The sequence below is a fragment of the Sporosarcina sp. FSL K6-5500 genome, from assembly GCF_038005665.1.
Lineage (GTDB): Bacteria > Bacillota > Bacilli > Bacillales_A > Planococcaceae > Sporosarcina > Sporosarcina psychrophila.
Genome location: NZ_JBBOTP010000001.1, coordinates 3,635,099 through 3,651,262, shown reverse-complemented (window position 1 = coordinate 3,651,262; position 16,164 = coordinate 3,635,099). Strand labels below are relative to the sequence as shown.

Here is a 16,164-nt window from a genome sequence, read left to right as displayed (position 1 = left end):
CTTATTAATTACTATTTGTGTGAATTACTATCAAGAAAAAGTACCAGATATAGAAACAAATAAGATTTATTTCCTTACCCATAGTTGTGCTTCTCACCTACTAATTATTCACCCTTACTGCAATTCGGCATGCCAGGAACTTTCCCACTCGCTGGCGTCAGTCTTTTTTTTCTGCACTGCTCTTCAAGCACCTTTGTTAACACTCGTTGAATAATAGCCGATTCGATTGTTGCAAATGCTGGATCGGCAAGGTTTGTTTTTTCTAGTGGATCCTTAGTAAGATTGTAGAGCTCATATTGCTCCGGAACTGGTTCTGTTTTTGTTATCGGCACATAACAACCATTTTGTTCAGTTATGACTGTATCACTAGATCCTGGATTCGTCCAAAATTTTGGGTTGTCAAAATATCGGGCGAATTTCCATATCTCATCGCTCTTATCTATTCCAGTTTCTAACTTAGTAATCACCGCCTCGATGTCATTCGGTTCAACAACCGATTTATAGGGTTTGCCCGTGATTGCATTTGTTTGATGTAAACCTTTGAATACATCATCATCTGTCATGAAATAGAGTGGTTCATTTGCACCAAAAAACCTTTCATGCCCATAAAATAATGGAGTCAAATTTCTACCAACTAACGGAAGTGCTTCGGTGTGATCTTTTGAAAGATTTTCACGGATTAAGTCTACGTTTATTCCCGTTAGTCCCAGTAATGTTGGAAGTATGTCGACATGGCTTGTTAGCATATTTGTATATTTAGCTCCTCTGAATAGGGTTGGATTATGAATGATTAATGGGACATGAATCGATTCTTCATACATATTATACCACTTTTGATAGAGTCCGCCATGCGCTCCCAGTTGTTCTCCATGATCAGACGTGAATACAATAATTGTGTTGTCATAGAAACTTGAGTTTTGAAGTGCGGTTAGGACCTTAAGCATTTCATTGTCGGCCTTTTTTTGTAAGCTGTAATACAATTGACGATAAAAATTATTGTCGATTATCGGTTGCAATGCTTTTGGATACGTAACACGATAGCTTTCCTGAGCAGATGGTTTAGTAAACAATGATTCCCCTACTGTTGGTGCCGGTGGGATGTATGGGAGAGTTGGGTCGACTTCAAAATTGAAATTCGGGGAAACTGCGGATAGCACTCCATATAACGCAATATCATGAGGGTTTATGAAGGAGCACTTTATAAACCAAGGTGTCATGTTATTCGTACACTTTGAAATTTCATGTAGGGATTCGATAAGCTTTACTGTTTCAGCAGCGTACACTTCATCCCGCCCACTTGTGCCTATTCCCGCAGACGAACCGGAATTTCGAGGATCCGCGCCATGGGGTTCCGGTCCAATCCAATCGGAGTATCCAAAGTTTTCGAGTCGGTTCGCTTTTTCATATATTTTTTCTTGCTCTTTATTTGGAACGCCAGTTGCTGGATTATAGCTAGGTAATGCATTATGCGTGCCCGGGATTAAGATATCCTCGTCTGAAGCATGCCATTTCCCTTTCCAAAATGTATCATATCCTGCAGATCGAAAGTAATCCCCCATCGTTGGAACAGTGTTTGGATCAAGCCAAAATACATCTGGGTCAAATGATCCCTTAGCAGCACCTGGCGTTTGAGTAACGCCGTGAAGCGAAGGATATTGTCCAGTATATAATGTTGCCCGGCTTGGTGAGCAGGCTGTACTCCCAGCATAATGATTATAAAACTCCATACCATTCTTCCGTAGTAATTCTTGCGCAACTAAATTTTCTTTTCGCCATTCCTTCAATCCCTTTGTTTCATAAACCGATGGAAAGCGTTCCTGATCAACCATTAAGAACAGAATGTTGGGTTGTTTCTTCTTGTAGGGATATTTTCTTTTGTAGGAATCCATTGTTATTATCACCCTTTCTAAAATCATAAGTACTTATATACCATATGTAGAAAGGCGTCGTATTGTATCAGTGATTTGCATAAGTCTTCTTAAATCAAAAAACTGACGTACCCATTTATAGGTCGTCAGTTTTCACTTCCAAGACATTCTCCATATAATCTTTACCCCATTCATACATTGTTTCTAGAATTGGCATAAGACTTCTACCATGTTCAGTAAGTGAATACTCAACTTTTGGAGGAACAACAGCATATACTTCGCGATGGACAATCAAATGGTCTTCAAGTTCACGCAATTGATTTACAAGCATCCGTTGGGTGATACCAGGTATGAGGGTCTTTAATTCACCGAAGCGTTTAGTTCCTTCCTTGCCAAGATGCCATAACACAAGCATTTTCCACTTGCCGCCAATAATAGCAAGCGTCAATTCTTTTTCACAATTAAACGCTTTCTCCCCTAAGTTCGGCATTTACTCCACCTCCATTCTCTATCATAGTATACTTTTCACCACTATGTATGAAAAAAGTACGTACTTTGAATTCAATCATATACAGACTTTATTAAAAACTAAATCATTAACTATTTCCTATTCGATAATCAGCGCTCTCTTTTAATTCCTTTCCTGCTTTGCACATTGCAATACCTAACTATCCTCGCATGTTATTCAGTTAGCTGTCTAGTAAAGCAACTTTGGTTACAGGATAGATATACTAAAAAAGTACACCGATAGTATGAATGAACAAAAGAACTGATTTCCTTTTCGAAAAAGCGAAATCAGTTCTTTTGTTTATTCTTTTAACCATCGCAGATTTGGTTGTACGATTAGCTCACATAAAGTTTGCACACTTTGGACTAGAAACAAATAAGTGCCTTTATAGTCCGAAAATATCCCCTACAGGCTCGGTACATAGGTAAGAGATATCATTCCAAATTAGCATGTCGTCCATACATCACTTCAGAATTCAATCCTTTTTTCTCCATAAATCTCAAAATAACTGCATCATAAAATAAGAGAAGCGATTGCTCGAACAGTGATCCCATCGGTTGGATTGACTTCCCACTATTGCCTTCCCCTTTTGCTTGGGCAGGTATTTCAATTTTAATATCTGCTAACTTCCCAATTGTAGAATCAGAATTAATGGTAACAGCTACCACTGTTGCACCAATGCTCTTCGCTTTTTTAGTCATTGCAGCCAAACTTTGGGTCTCACCGGATCCAGAACCGACAATGAAAATATCATCTGGTTCTAGATTCGGAGTTACCGTTTCGCCTACAATATACGAATCAAGACCTACGTGCATCATTCGCATTACGAATGCCTTAGCCATGAATCCAGATCGTCCCCCACCTGCAACAAATACCTTTTTCGCACATAAAATTCCTTCTACTAATTTTTCGGCTTCTTCACTATTAATTAGATTAATGGTTCGCTTTAGCTCGGCCAAAATTTCATCTGCGTAACTTGTGGTGTTCATGTTACACCATCACGCCTTCTTTAATTAGCTTTTGAATTTGTGCAGCTTCTGCTTTTTTGTCGTCTTTACTTGTGATTCCACCACCAACAATGATTAGATCTGGTTGTGCTTTAATCACTTCTGGTAATGTCTCAAGCTTAATACCACCAGCAATAGCAGTTTTAGCATTTTTTACAATGCTTTTAATTGTGCGTAGGTCTGCGAATGAATCTTTACCTTCTGCTTGCAAATCATAGCCTGTGTGTACACAGATATAATCTACACCCATCAAATCAAGCTCTGCAGCACGTGTTTTAATGTCTTTTACTGCAATCATATCGACCAATATTTTTTTACCGAGTTTTTTTGCTGCTTCAACAGCACCTTTAATAGATGAATCTTCTGCTTGCGCAAGAATAGTAATAATGTCAGCGCCTGCAGCAGAAGCATTACCTACTTCATAACCTGCAGCATCCATGATTTTAAGGTCTGCAAGAACTTCTAGGTTAGGATATGCAGCTTTTACTTCTGCAACTGCTTTTAGTCCTTCTTTGTTTATAACTGGCGTACCGATTTCAACGATATCGATATATTCCTCTACTTCTTTAATAAGTTCGATGGCCTCTGGGATGTTAACAAGATCTAATGCTAATTGTAATTTCATTTTTTCATTCTCCTTTTATTCGTTTTTCGGTGCAAACTTAGTGTATATCCTAAAGTCAAAATTGTGAAGTACGCACTTTTAAATCACATACAGACAAATAGTATACTGTGAAAATCCTTTTAAGTAATGGAGTTACAAGATAACAAATTGATTTCATCATTTCATTACTGCCTCTAAGTCAATATATTGATTATAAAAAAGTTAAGTTTTCTTGAAAAAATTGAGTTCAGAGTCTGTTGACATTACTATCCTCTATATATGTTGAACAAATGAATACGGCGTATGTGCTTTACAAGGACTTTTGGGAAGCAACTGAAAAAATCCCGATACTTAGCACTAATTATAATTCCTTCCAATACCGCTTCGACGCTTTGTGGATGCCTCCCGCGATAAGCCAGAAAGAAGATCACTTTCGGTCTTCTCGCTCCGGCTACCACGAAGTCGCGCCTTCGCTATATAGTCTCTATATAGGGAAGCTCATTTCATTATCGGAGATTAGTGCAGCATGTAGTGCGTCTTTCTTCAATGAAGTTAGTATCAAATAGTAATCACATTATATCTCAATCCATACATCTCTAAATCACAACTCCGTTAATAATGAATTCCCCAGCGCAGGCGCGGCAGAGGCAACCCCAAAGCGCCAAGCGTTCTACAATCCACACCCCGAATTACAACTCTCTCCTTATTGAGCGCCACAGTAAATTCAGTGGGATTCTTTAATTCAACATATATGTATAAGCCAACTGTTTCATTTTCACACTCCTTATCATTTCTTTTTATAATTACAAGCAACAGTATACTTTTAGTCACTATATGATGATAAAGTGCGTACTTACATTAATTGACCACAGTTAGTATAGTGAGAACTGTTGCGATTATCATTCAAAGCTTAAACGGAATATTAATTGTAAAAGTAGGGGGAATCGAATATGGATACCGAAAATCCCTCGGAAGGATTTGATGTTAAACATTGTTTAACGGAATCCCAAGAGGAATGGATCATGCAAGACATGACTTTTATTTTATTTGGAGCAACGGGAGATTTAGCTCAACGAAAGTTATTTCCTGCTTTATATAATTTATTTCTCGATGGAAAAATGCCGGATTCTATCTCAATAGTCGGTTTAGGTAGATACTATTGTTCTAACGAATTTTTTCAATCTAAAGTGGAAAAAGCACTCCGGTTATATTCCAGAAGAGCTGTTCAAACTTTTGGTTTGCAAGATTTCCTAACTAAGTTTCGCTACTTTGCATTTGATGTAACAGACCATGAATCCTATCTGAATTTGTTCGAACTCATCGAAAACAGAGAAAATGAGTTAGATATACCAGAAAACCGACTTTTCTATTTGTCTGTCGCACCGAAGTTGGTTGATGTTATTACGTCAAATCTTTACGCAAATGGTATAAGTCAAACTTTAGGCTGGAAGCGAATCATTGTTGAAAAACCGTTTGGAAGTGACCTGAAATCGGCACAGCAATTGAATGATACTTTGAGCAAAGCCTTCAACGAAAAAGAAATCTATAGAATCGACCACTATCTTGGAAAACCAATGGTCCAAAGTTTTGAAACCTTAGTACTAGCCAACCCAGCATTAGCAGCTTTATTAGATCATAAACAAATTTCCAATGTTCAAATCACAGCAAGTGAAACGGTTGGGGTAGAAACACGAGCTGATTATTATGATCAGGCTGGAGCCTTACGTGATATGGTTCAGAACCACCTTTTTCAGTTAGTGATGATGACAGCACTGCACCTCCCCGGGGAAGTAACGACCAAAGAAAACGAAATCAAGAAAATGGAAATCATAGAATCTCTTCGACCAATTCTTAAAGATAAAGTTTACCTGGATGTTGTTCGTGGACAGTACGAATCTGGAGCGATTCTTGATACACCAGTTGCTGGCTATAAAGAGGAGCCCGGGGTGAATGACTCTTCAATGAATGATACTTATTTCGCAGCGCGTTTATATATTGATAATCCGTCTTGGAATGGAATCCCAATTTATATACGCACGGGGAAGCGGATGGATAAGAAGTCTACACGAATTGTCTTTGAGTTAAAGAATAAGGTAGAAGAATCAAATGTACTTCAAACTGAAGAGATAACTCCTAATTTATTAACATTCGAGATTAGTCCAAACGAAAGTATATCTTTAAGGGTGAATATGAAAAATCCTTCTAGTAACCGTTTTTATCCTGTTTATATGAACCACTCGACCAATTCTAAAGACCAACCAGAAGCATATGAACTACTTCTATTTGATGCAATGCTCGGTAATAAATCATTCTTTGCCCATTGGAAAGAAGTCGAATTATCATGGAAATGGATCCAACCGATTTTGGAGGCATTTCAGGAGGATATGTTGCCTTTATATCCTTACCCTGCTGGCTCTACAGGTCCAGAAGCAGCCAATCAACTATTGCAATCCAATCAATTTAATTGGTGGTAAATAAAAGATAAAGTCCAAAGGAGATAAAAAAATGACAGTTTCATTTGATTACACCAATGTTTTATCGTTCATGAAAAATAGTGAACTTGAAAATCTAAGCGGATTTGTAAAACAAGCTCATAACCAAATCCATCAACAAACAGGACCAGGTTCTGATTTCTTAGGATGGGTTGACTGGCCAGTTACCTATGATACAGAGGAGTTTACCAGGGTGAAAATAGCTGCTAAACGAATTCAACAACAGTCAGACGTGCTAGTTGTTATTGGTATTGGAGGTTCTTATCTGGGGTCTAAAGCAGCAATTGAAGCATTATCACATACGTTTCATAACCAAATCAAAGGTAATACGGAAGTATACTTTGCTGGACAAAATATCAGTTCTACCTACATCGAACATTTACTACATGTGTTAGAAGGGAAAGACGTTTCTATAAATGTTATTTCCAAATCAGGTACAACAACAGAACCCGCTTTAGCATTCCGTATTCTCCGTGAATATATGGAACAAAAGTATGGAAAAGAAGAGGCAAGAAGTAGAATTTATGTAACTACTGATCAAAATGAAGGTGCACTTCGAAACCTTGCTTACGAAGAAGGTTATGAATCATTTGTTATTCCGGATAACATAGGTGGGCGGTACTCAGTTCTGACGCCTGTTGGCTTACTTCCAATCGCAGTAGCCGGTCTCGATATTGACAAAATGATGGCAGGAGCAAAAGCCGCCTATATCAAATACGATGATCCCGTTCTCGCAACGAATGAAAGTTACCAGTATGCAGCGGTAAGAAATATTTTCTATAATAAAGGGAAATCAATTGAATTACTTGTGAATTATGAACCTGGTCTACATTATGTAGCTGAATGGTGGAAGCAGCTCTTTGGAGAAAGTGAAAGTAAAGATGAAAAAGGACTCTTCCCTGCATCAGTTAATTTTACAACGGATTTACATTCGATGGGTCAGTATATACAAGAAGGGCGTCGTCTTTTCATTGAAACAGTCCTACAGATAAAAAAGCCCCAAATTGAACGAACGATTCAAGATGATATAGACAATATTGACGGTTTGAATTTCCTATCAGGAAAAACAATGGATGAGGTAAATAAGAAAGCTGCACTGGGTACTGCCCTCGCTCACATTGATGGAGGTGTTCCAAACTTGCTTATTGAGTTGGATGAACTCAATGAATTTACCTTTGGGGAAATGATATATTTCTTCGAAAAGGCTTGTGCAATAAGTGGAACATTGCTCGGGGTAAATCCATTTGACCAACCAGGGGTAGAAGCTTATAAACAGAATATGTTTGCGCTACTTGGCAAGTCTGGTTTTGAAGTAGAAAAACAAAGTTTAGAAAGTCGCTTAGATAAAATCAAATAACGTATACAAAGGAATGAGAGTAAAATATGATCAAACAACAAATGGGCGTTATTGGTTTGGGCGTAATGGGGATGAACCTTGCGCTAAACATCGAAAGTAAAGGCTATTCGGTAGCTGTCTATGATTATTGGACAGATCGAACAGATGAATTTTCCAACAAAGAAGCGAAAGATAAAGCTATTCATGGTAGCTACAGCATTGAAGATCTAGTCGCTTCGCTAGAAGTTCCACGTAAGATCTTATTAATGGTTAAAGCCGGGGAAACAACAGATACAGTGATCCAGTCCCTTGTCCCTCATCTTCAACAAGGGGATATTCTTATCGATGGAGGAAATACATTCTTTAAAGATACAAATAGACGCACAGCAACCTTAAAAGAATCTGGCATACATTTCATTGGTGCTGGTGTTTCTGGTGGAGAAGAAGGAGCTCGTAACGGCCCATCGATTATGCCTGGAGGCTCAAAAGAAGCTTACGAACAAGTGAAGCCCATTCTTGATGCTATTTCGGCAAAAGTTGACGGCATTCCCTGCAGTGCATATATGGGCCTTGATGGAGCAGGACATTATGTGAAAATGGTTCATAATGGTATTGAATATGGCGATATGCAACTGATTTCCGAAGCCTATTTCATCATGAAACATGCACTTGGTCTTGAAGCGCAGGAGTTGCATGAAATATTTTCAGAATGGAACAAGGGTGAACTCGACAGCTATCTCATTGAAATCACAGCAGATATTTTCACAAAGATGGATGAAGAAACTGGGAAACCGCTCATTGATCAAATTCTAGATGTAGCCGGACAAAAAGGCACAGGAAAATGGACTAGCCAAAATGCGTTAGACTTAGGCGTGTCCCTTCCAATCGTCACAGAGTCCGTATTTGCACGATTTATTTCTTCTATTAAGGGAGAGCGCGTTGCAGCAAGTAAACTACTAAAAGGCCCTGAACTGAAAAAGTATGTAGGTGATCCAAAAGAGTTGATTGAAGCGATTCGTAAAGCTTTATATATGAGTAAAATTTGTTCATATGCCCAAGGTTTTGCGCAAATGCGTGCAGCATCTGAGGAGTATGAGTGGAAAATCCCTTACGGAGAAGTAGCCATGATTTTCCGTGGAGGATGTATCATTCGTGCCCAGTTCTTACAGAATATCAAAGAGGCATTTGATACTAACAGTGACTTGCCAAACCTTTTAGTTGATCCCTATTTCCAAGAAATAGTAGGAGACTATCAGAATTCGCTTCGCGAAGTAGTAGCCGTAGCCACTCAACATGGGATTCCAATTCCTGCTCTCTCAAGTGCATTGGCTTACTATGATAGTTACCGTACGGAGACATTACCGGCCAATCTTATCCAAGCTCAACGCGATTATTTTGGCGCACATACCTATGAACGCCTGGATAAAGAAGGCCATTTCCATACTGAATGGGCAAAAACAAAAGCGCAAGCGCCTGGTCAGGGGCGATAGGCATAAGACGGGTAAAGGAAAGGCAGCCTAAGTTCGCGACTTCGTGTCACAACGACTGCATGACCTGCATCCTGCAGGCCCAAGCGGCGTTCTTTGCCGCACAGCCGGACCGACAAATTAAGGAACACAGCCAAAGTACGCCGCGTCCTGCGGCAAAGTCTGCGTGACCCACATTCTGTGGGCCTCCGAGCCCCTAGGCGCTGGAGTCTAGACGTGAAATAGCCTATTTCGCAGGTTATTCATAGTACGAGATTTTATAGTTTCCTAAGCTCTAAAAAAAGTACCGCGTACCGAAACGACTCATAATCGTTTTGGTACCCGGTATTTTTCACCATGTTTTCAAAAATTGAATCGTGCTGTTGCGTCCCGCATCCATAAGTCCCTCTTTTGTTTCTTGATCCATATCAAACTGGGTTGCACTATAATCATCAACTGGGATGAAAATGATATTTCTTTCATGCTTTCTCGAAATATACCTTTCATCATGCGAATTTTTCATCGTCGAAAAAAGGGCTTCAAATAAATCTAAGGCATTGTCAATTTTATGTCCTGGCATTTCTTCTTGGCTACGACTTAACTTCAAACCAAGGACTGGACGTTCTGTATTTCCACCTTCGTCGTTAAATATCCACATAGGAAAGTTGCTCAACACCCCGCCATCCACAACAATCGTCTCTCCCTTCCCTACTTTTAATCGTACCGGTTCAAAGAAAAATGGAATTCCGCAACTCATGCGTAATGCACGAGCAATTGGAAACGTTTCTGCTGATATTCCATAGCCCTCCAAATCGTCGGGAAGCACAATCATTTTTCCATTCGTTAAATCCGAAGCAACAAGCTTTAGTTTTCCCGGCGGTAAATCTGAAAATGTATAGACATCTTTTGCTGCTAATTTTTCTAAAAACCAATTCTCCAAAGCATTACCTTGGTATAAACCAAGTCGCCAGTACAGTTGAAACCATTTCATTAACGGTAAAGGAATTATTGTTTTCCGTGGATCAAGAAGTACCTGGAAATCTTGTTCATCCAGCATCTTTTCAATTTCCTTAGCCGAATAACCAGCCGCAATGAAACTGGCAAGAATTGCGCCCGCACTCGTTCCAGCTACACGATGAAATCGATACCCCTTTTCTTCGAGGACTTGATAAGCCCCAACTAACGCGAATCCTTTTAATCCTCCTCCTGAAAAAACTCCATCTATTAACATAGATAATCTCCCCCATTTCTATGCCTTGTTACACTGTAGGAGGAACGGGAGGAAATTAGAACGAACTTATGGATTCAAACGCTAGGGAATGGGATGATTTTTATAGATATGCTTGGTTGAGTCTGACTTATGATTGGTTAAGTAGCAGATAGGATTGGTCGGGGCTAACTTATGATTGGTTGAGCAGCATATATAATCGGTCGGGGCTAACTTATGATTGGTTGAGCAGCATATATGATCGGTCGGGGCTAACTTATGATTGGTTGAGTAGCATATATGATCGGTCGGGGCTAACTTATGATTGGTTGAGTAGCATATATGATCGGTCGGGGCTAACTTATGATTGGTTGAGCAGCATATATGATCGGTCATGGCTGACTTATGATTGGTTGAGTAGCATATATGATCGTTCACCTTACAGATATAGTCGGCTAACAAATTCTACTGATGAAAGCTCAACCAAACGACCTTCTATCGTTTTCTACAGAATAAAAAAAGAAGAGGCAAATGCCCCTCCCGTAGATTACTTTTTTCAACACATTTATATTTCTACTACTTTCCTGCTAACAATCTGTTGTATTTCTGAGCCGTCCAGTGTTTCCTTTTGCATTAATAGATCCACCAACTGTTTGAATTCTGACACGTGTTCTTTAATGAGGTTTTCTGTTTTGAGAAGTGCTTCATCAAAAAGAATTTGCATCTTCGCTTCTTTCTCGCTTTTATTGAAAGTTAGCGTGAAGCCGTTTTGTAATAAACCTGTATCAACCATGCGCTCGATGATTTCTTTCGCTTGTTGAACATCGCCGCTTACGCCAATACTGTGTTCGCCAAGATATATTCGTTCGGCAACGCCACCAGCAAGGATCATACTGACTTGGTCTAATAATTCACTATACGTAGACAAGTGAAGCTCTTTCTGAATCGGTGCTACATACCCAAGTGCTTGGCCGCGTGGAATAATTGTTGCTTTCCTTACTGAACCAGGCTTTGTTACTGCAGCTACTAGCGCGTGACCGGATTCATGAATGGCTACTCTTCTCTTCGTCTCCGGGTCATTCATCGAACGGGAGGCGCTTCCAAGAATGGTGCGGTCAATTGCAAAGTCAAGATCACTCTTAGCAATTTGTTCACGTCCATCTCGAATTGCTCTTCTGCTCGCTGTTTTAAAGAGAGAACTCAGTTCAGCTCCTGAAAATCCTGATGTACTTTCGGCAAGAGTATCTAATGCAGCAAAGACTTCATCAGCCAACAGCTTACCTCTCGTGTGAATATCAATAATTTCTCTTCTTCCAGTCGTATCAGGTAAGGGTACTTGGAATGAATAATCGATTCGACCTGGACGAAGAAAAGCTTCATCTAACATATCTTTTCGGTTCGTTGCTGCAATGAATAGCACACCGTCGTTATTATTGCCACCATCTAGCTGAACAAGAAGTTCCGTTAATGTTTTTTCCGCTTCTTCCCCACCATGTGTTTTCCGTTTACCTGCAAGTGCATCGACTTCATCAATAAATATGACTGCTGGTCGTTGCTTTCTTGCATTTTCAAACAGAGATCGTACACGGGAAGCACCTACACCAACAAATAGTTCTGTGAACGCTGACCCGCTGGACGAAAAAAAGGTTGCTCCTATTTCGCGTGCAATTGCTTGTGCAAGTAAAGTCTTCCCAGTACCCGGTGGACCATATAAAAGAATTCCGTTGGGTGGCTGAATACCTACTTGGGCCGACCGTTTCGGATCTTTCACAATAGATAACGTCTGTAAAATCTCTTCCTTCATTTCTTCAGGAAGCCCACCAATATCTTGTAATGTTATATCGGGTAAAGGCGTCGATTTAGATGCGCTATTTTTCATAGAAGAGGCACCTACGCCGATCTTTCCTTTTTTATGAAGCACAATTAATGTAATGAGCAGCGTAATGAACACTCCTCCGAACAATAAACTACTTAATTTGCTTTGATCGGAATAGTTATATGATATATTATATTTTTCGACTAATTGTTCGACTAACTGGCTTTCAGGACGAACTTGAGTTACGTATTGCTCATCTTTCGTCTGTAAGAATAATGTTCCGTTAGACGTTTCTTTAAGCGATACAACTTGATCGTTTTGAGCTTGAATTGTTTTTTCCAATTCGGAAAACGATACTGCGATTCCTTTATTTGCATCAAAGAAGTACCACCCCACACTTGCTACTGTTCCAGTGACTAAGAGGACGAGAACCATAATCTTTGTTGCAAACTTCGAAACATGCTTCAAGCCTACGACAACTCCTTTTAGAATATACTTCTATTATAAGGGCTGATGAGCTATTATAACAGGTGGAATTATTGGATATGCTTGTACAAAGTATGAACGCTTGGTCGTTGGTATTAAATCCCATTAATTTATCACATAATAACAATGTTATCCACAGCACCTATGTCTGCTACACTATACTAGTAAGAAAATACCCGAATGATAGAGGAGAAAAAATGATTAAGAATATATTTACCAGTCTTTATTTAATCGCGGGCCTACTTATTTTTGCAGGTTGCGGTCAAAGTACAACACAGTCACCTATACCTGATAATGTAAATGGGGATTCCGAATTAGTAGAAGAACAAGCAAACGAAGAACAGAACAAAGTTGTTAAAGTGGAAGATGCAGATTCCATTGAACAGCAAAATCTACCGCTCTCGAGGATGAAAGTTCATTACATAGATGTCGGACAGGCAGACGCCACATTGATTGAATACAACCAGGGTGATGAAGCATTTGCAGTACTCATCGATACCGGAGATTGGAGCTCCACAGAAGTTGTGTCCTATCTTCAAGCCCACAACATAACAGACATCGATATTGTCGCGATTACGCATCCCCATGCAGATCACATTGGGCAACTGGATAAAATCATCCGTACATTTGATGTATCAGAAGTATGGATGAATGGTGAAACTACGAATTCGCAAGTTTTCACGAGTGCACTTGCTGCAATTGAAGACAATAACGTAGATTACTATGAGCCTGAGGTTGGCGATGTATTCGACATTGGGCCGCTAGAGGTTGCAGTACTTCATCCGAAATCGCTGTCAGGCGATACAAATAACAATTCGATTGCGATTCGTTTACAATACGGAGAGATTTCCTTCCTCTTTACTGGTGACAGTGAAGAGGAAGCAGAAAGTGAAATGCTTAGTAGTGGTGCAAACCTAAAGGCAGATATTTTACAAGTGGGTCACCATGGCTCGAAAACATCAACAACCGATAGTTTTCTAAAGGCCGTTCAACCAGATATAGCGATTTATTCGGCAAGTGTTGACAATCAATACGGACATCCGCATATCGAAACGATTAATCGGCTTGAAAAAAGCGGTGTTCTCGTTTATGGAACGGATATTCACGGAACAGTTATTGTTGAAACAGATGGTAAGACTTTTAGCGTCCATACAAATAACCAAGGGACTATAAAGCACACACCACCTGAAGTAGAAACTGAAGTTGTACCTACACCTGAACCAAAAAATGAGACACAGCCAGTTTCAAGTGCCTCATGTGTTAATATCAACTCAGCAAGTGAAGTGGAGGTACAGCGAATTATCCACATCGGTCCCGCCCGTTCACAAGATTTAATCCAACTCCGCCCTTACCAATCAGTTGACGATCTTAGGAAAATAAAAGGCATCGGACCTGCCCGGATTACCGACATTCTCACGCAAGGCATTGCGTGCACAGGAGGATAATTATGTATTCAGCATATCTTGATCGATTCACAGACAATGACAAAGCACTTCTTTTAGTTGAAAAGTTGCAGAAAGAATTCCATGTCGACATAAACACGCTCCCAATTGACAGCAAGGCTGGCACATGGTTTTTAGTTGAAATCCAAGGGGATGAAATCACTTCATTCCAAGTGGACGAAGGAAAAACAGCTGAAATGGAACAAGAAGTAGACGACAGAATACAACGGTTAAAACCCAAGAAAACCAGTCGCTTCAAACGAAACTAGTTGTAGTAGCAACTGTCATAAATCAAAGAAAAGCTGTCGCGCCCATTGTAAAAAATGGATGTGACAGCTTTACTGTTTTACTGTTTTTTAGTTACATCTAGTCTTTCATTACCCATATAGAAAACGGCAATAACTGCAATTCCAACTGGTATAAGTGACCAGAGATATGTGGCTGAAATTGATGTAGACATTGCATTTACAATCACATCCAATATATCTGGCGGGATGTTGGCGCGAGCTTCTGGCTGAAATACCGTTTGGATATTTCCAAGTGATTCCGGTCCGCCCTGCCCGCTTCCACCAAGTTTCACAAAACCAGTGCTCATTTCACTTGTTAGCAATTTTGTTTGAATCGCACCGAAGATGGTAATCCCGAGGGCAAGGCCTAACGAACGGAAAAACGAGTTCGTTGAGTTAGCCGATCCCCTATAGCGGTAGTCCATTTCATGCATCGATGCAGAGGGCAGTAATGAAAAAGAAAACCCTACGCCAAATCCAACAAGTACCATAAATAGGGATAATGCGATTCGTGATGTATCAGGTGTGATTGTGCTCATTAACACCATACCGATTGAATAAGCGATAACCGAGATCACCATGATATTGCGATACGATGTTTTCGTCTGCAATATTCCTCCAAGAGCACTTCCAGCGACCGAACCAAGAAGCATCGGCATAAGAATAATTCCCGCATTTGTGGCAGATCCACCGTATACAGCCTGCACAAAAAGAGGGATGAAAATTGTCAGGCCAATAAATGTAGCACCATATAAGAATGCCAGGGCCTGGGATGATGCAAAAAGTCTGTTCTTGAACATCCAAAATGAAATAATCGGTTCTTTTGCTCTCGTTTCAGCCCATATAAAGACAATAAAAAAGACAATAAATATACTAAAGAGGGTAATACTTTGCCATGATAACCACTCAAACTTTTTCCCGCCCAATTCAAGCCCAAACATCAGGCTGACGACAGCTGTAACAAGTGTAATTGCGCCTAGCCAGTCGATTGTCTGCTTGATCGGTTGTGCAGCTTCTTTATAATAGCGAATGATCAAGAATAAAGAAATCGCGCCGATTGGAATATTGACGTAAAATACCCAGTGCCAGCTTATTGATTCCGTAATCCATGCGCCTAGCAAAGGACCTAGAACACTTGAAGCGCCAAATACAGCACCAAGAAGGCCTGTCATTTTACCACGCTGTTCAGGAGGAAATACATCAAAGACAATAGTGAATGCAATTGGTAATAATGCCCCTCCCCCAATTCCTTGGATCGCCCGGAATACCGCAAGCTGCGGAACCGTTTGTGCAAGCCCACAAAGAGCAGACCCAACTAAGAAAACAATGATACCAAATAAAAAGAACCTTTTTCGTCCATACATATCGGATAACTTTCCGAAAATCGGCATACCCGCAAGTACAGCTACTGCATAAGCAGACGTAATCCAAATGTAGCTGTCCACACCGCCCAAATCTCCCAATATTGAACCGAGCGCTGTCGCTACAATTGTATTATCCATTGCAGCCATTAATATTCCCAATAAAATCCCCGTCAAAACGAGGCGTAATCGTATCTTATCTTCCAATGCAGTCTCTCCTTCATTAAACACCGTTGTGAATTTTATAATGCTTTGCTTGTAAAAATGCCCAAACATTTCATAAC

At 40.0% G+C, this 16,164-nt stretch carries 12 protein-coding genes; 5 read left to right on the top strand and 7 right to left on the bottom strand.

Features of this window, described 5'->3' with window-relative positions; genetic code table 11:
• Positions 1 to 104: 104 nt before the first annotated feature.
• From MKX62_RS17470 to hxlA, 4 genes are all read right to left on the bottom strand, one after another.
• Positions 105 to 1,889, bottom strand: coding sequence for a sulfatase-like hydrolase/transferase (locus tag MKX62_RS17470; protein WP_340741969.1), 1,785 nt, complete (start codon positions 1,887 to 1,889; stop codon positions 105 to 107).
• A 115-nt stretch (positions 1,890 to 2,004) separates the two neighbouring features.
• Positions 2,005 to 2,358, bottom strand: coding sequence for a winged helix-turn-helix transcriptional regulator (locus MKX62_RS17465; protein WP_067208470.1), 354 nt, complete (start codon positions 2,356 to 2,358; stop codon positions 2,005 to 2,007).
• A 452-nt stretch (positions 2,359 to 2,810) separates the two neighbouring features.
• A complete protein-coding gene (hxlB, locus tag MKX62_RS17460) occupies positions 2,811 to 3,365 on the bottom strand; it encodes a 6-phospho-3-hexuloisomerase (RefSeq protein WP_340741968.1) in 555 nt (184 codons plus the stop codon).
• Position 3,366: 1 nt separating this feature from the next.
• A complete protein-coding gene (gene hxlA / locus MKX62_RS17455; protein WP_340741967.1) occupies positions 3,367 to 4,008 on the bottom strand; it encodes a 3-hexulose-6-phosphate synthase in 642 nt (213 codons plus the stop codon).
• 1,001 nt (positions 4,009 to 5,009) lie between these two features.
• On the opposite strand from hxlA, the gene zwf reads away from it, so the two are divergent.
• Genes zwf through gndA form a run of 3 tightly spaced genes read left to right on the top strand, consistent with a single transcriptional unit; the run spans position 5,010 to position 9,305 of the window.
• Positions 5,010 to 6,461, top strand: a complete 1,452-nt coding sequence (zwf, locus tag MKX62_RS17450; protein ID WP_421103095.1) for a glucose-6-phosphate dehydrogenase — start codon at positions 5,010 to 5,012, stop codon at positions 6,459 to 6,461.
• Between the two features lie 31 nt (positions 6,462 to 6,492).
• Positions 6,493 to 7,836 carry a glucose-6-phosphate isomerase gene (locus tag MKX62_RS17445; RefSeq protein WP_340741965.1) on the top strand — a complete coding sequence of 448 codons (1,344 nt, stop codon included), beginning with the start codon at positions 6,493 to 6,495 and terminating at the stop codon, positions 7,834 to 7,836.
• 26 nt (positions 7,837 to 7,862) lie between these two features.
• Positions 7,863 to 9,305: an NADP-dependent phosphogluconate dehydrogenase gene (gndA, locus tag MKX62_RS17440; protein WP_340741964.1), complete on the top strand. Its 1,443-nt coding sequence runs from the start codon at positions 7,863 to 7,865 to the stop codon at positions 9,303 to 9,305.
• A gap of 328 nt (positions 9,306 to 9,633) precedes the next feature.
• Here gndA and MKX62_RS17435 read toward each other — a convergent pair whose 3' ends face one another.
• Both MKX62_RS17435 and MKX62_RS17430 read right to left on the bottom strand, forming a co-directional pair.
• The gene (locus MKX62_RS17435; RefSeq protein WP_067208457.1) at positions 9,634 to 10,512 is read right to left on the bottom strand and encodes a patatin-like phospholipase family protein; all 879 of its coding nucleotides are present in this window, start codon (positions 10,510 to 10,512) and stop codon (positions 9,634 to 9,636) included.
• A gap of 541 nt (positions 10,513 to 11,053) precedes the next feature.
• Complete coding sequence (locus MKX62_RS17430; protein WP_445683536.1) at positions 11,054 to 12,772, bottom strand: AAA family ATPase; 1,719 nt, start codon at positions 12,770 to 12,772, stop codon at positions 11,054 to 11,056.
• A 215-nt stretch (positions 12,773 to 12,987) separates the two neighbouring features.
• On the opposite strand from MKX62_RS17430, the gene MKX62_RS17425 reads away from it, so the two are divergent.
• Complete coding sequence (locus MKX62_RS17425) at positions 12,988 to 14,235, top strand: MBL fold metallo-hydrolase (RefSeq protein ID WP_340741963.1); 1,248 nt, start codon at positions 12,988 to 12,990, stop codon at positions 14,233 to 14,235.
• 2 nt (positions 14,236 to 14,237) lie between these two features.
• On the top strand, positions 14,238 to 14,501 hold the full coding sequence (locus MKX62_RS17420) for a DUF3006 family protein (protein ID WP_340741962.1): 264 nt from the start codon (positions 14,238 to 14,240) through the stop codon (positions 14,499 to 14,501).
• Positions 14,502 to 14,578: 77 nt separating this feature from the next.
• Here MKX62_RS17420 and MKX62_RS17415 read toward each other — a convergent pair whose 3' ends face one another.
• Entirely contained in the window at positions 14,579 to 16,030 is a 1,452-nt protein-coding gene (locus tag MKX62_RS17415; protein ID WP_445683556.1) for an MDR family MFS transporter, read from the bottom strand.
• Between the last annotated feature and the right edge of the window lie 134 nt (positions 16,031 to 16,164).

Coding starts and splice junctions, on each gene's coding strand:
- MKX62_RS17470 (WP_340741969.1), bottom strand. CDS start 1,889: ATGGATTCCTACAAAAGAAAATATCCCTACAAGAAGAAACAACCCAAC.
- gndA (WP_340741964.1), top strand. CDS start 7,863: ATGATCAAACAACAAATGGGCGTTATTGGTTTGGGCGTAATGGGGATG.
- MKX62_RS17425 (WP_340741963.1), top strand. CDS start 12,988: ATGATTAAGAATATATTTACCAGTCTTTATTTAATCGCGGGCCTACTT.
- MKX62_RS17420 (WP_340741962.1), top strand. CDS start 14,238: ATGTATTCAGCATATCTTGATCGATTCACAGACAATGACAAAGCACTT.
- zwf (WP_421103095.1), top strand. CDS start 5,010: ATGCAAGACATGACTTTTATTTTATTTGGAGCAACGGGAGATTTAGCT.
- hxlB (WP_340741968.1), bottom strand. CDS start 3,365: ATGAACACCACAAGTTACGCAGATGAAATTTTGGCCGAGCTAAAGCGA.
- hxlA (WP_340741967.1), bottom strand. CDS start 4,008: ATGAAATTACAATTAGCATTAGATCTTGTTAACATCCCAGAGGCCATC.
- MKX62_RS17445 (WP_340741965.1), top strand. CDS start 6,493: ATGACAGTTTCATTTGATTACACCAATGTTTTATCGTTCATGAAAAAT.
- MKX62_RS17415 (WP_445683556.1), bottom strand. CDS start 16,030: ATGGCTGCAATGGATAATACAATTGTAGCGACAGCGCTCGGTTCAATA.
- MKX62_RS17465 (WP_067208470.1), bottom strand. CDS start 2,358: ATGCCGAACTTAGGGGAGAAAGCGTTTAATTGTGAAAAAGAATTGACG.
- MKX62_RS17435 (WP_067208457.1), bottom strand. CDS start 10,512: ATGTTAATAGATGGAGTTTTTTCAGGAGGAGGATTAAAAGGATTCGCG.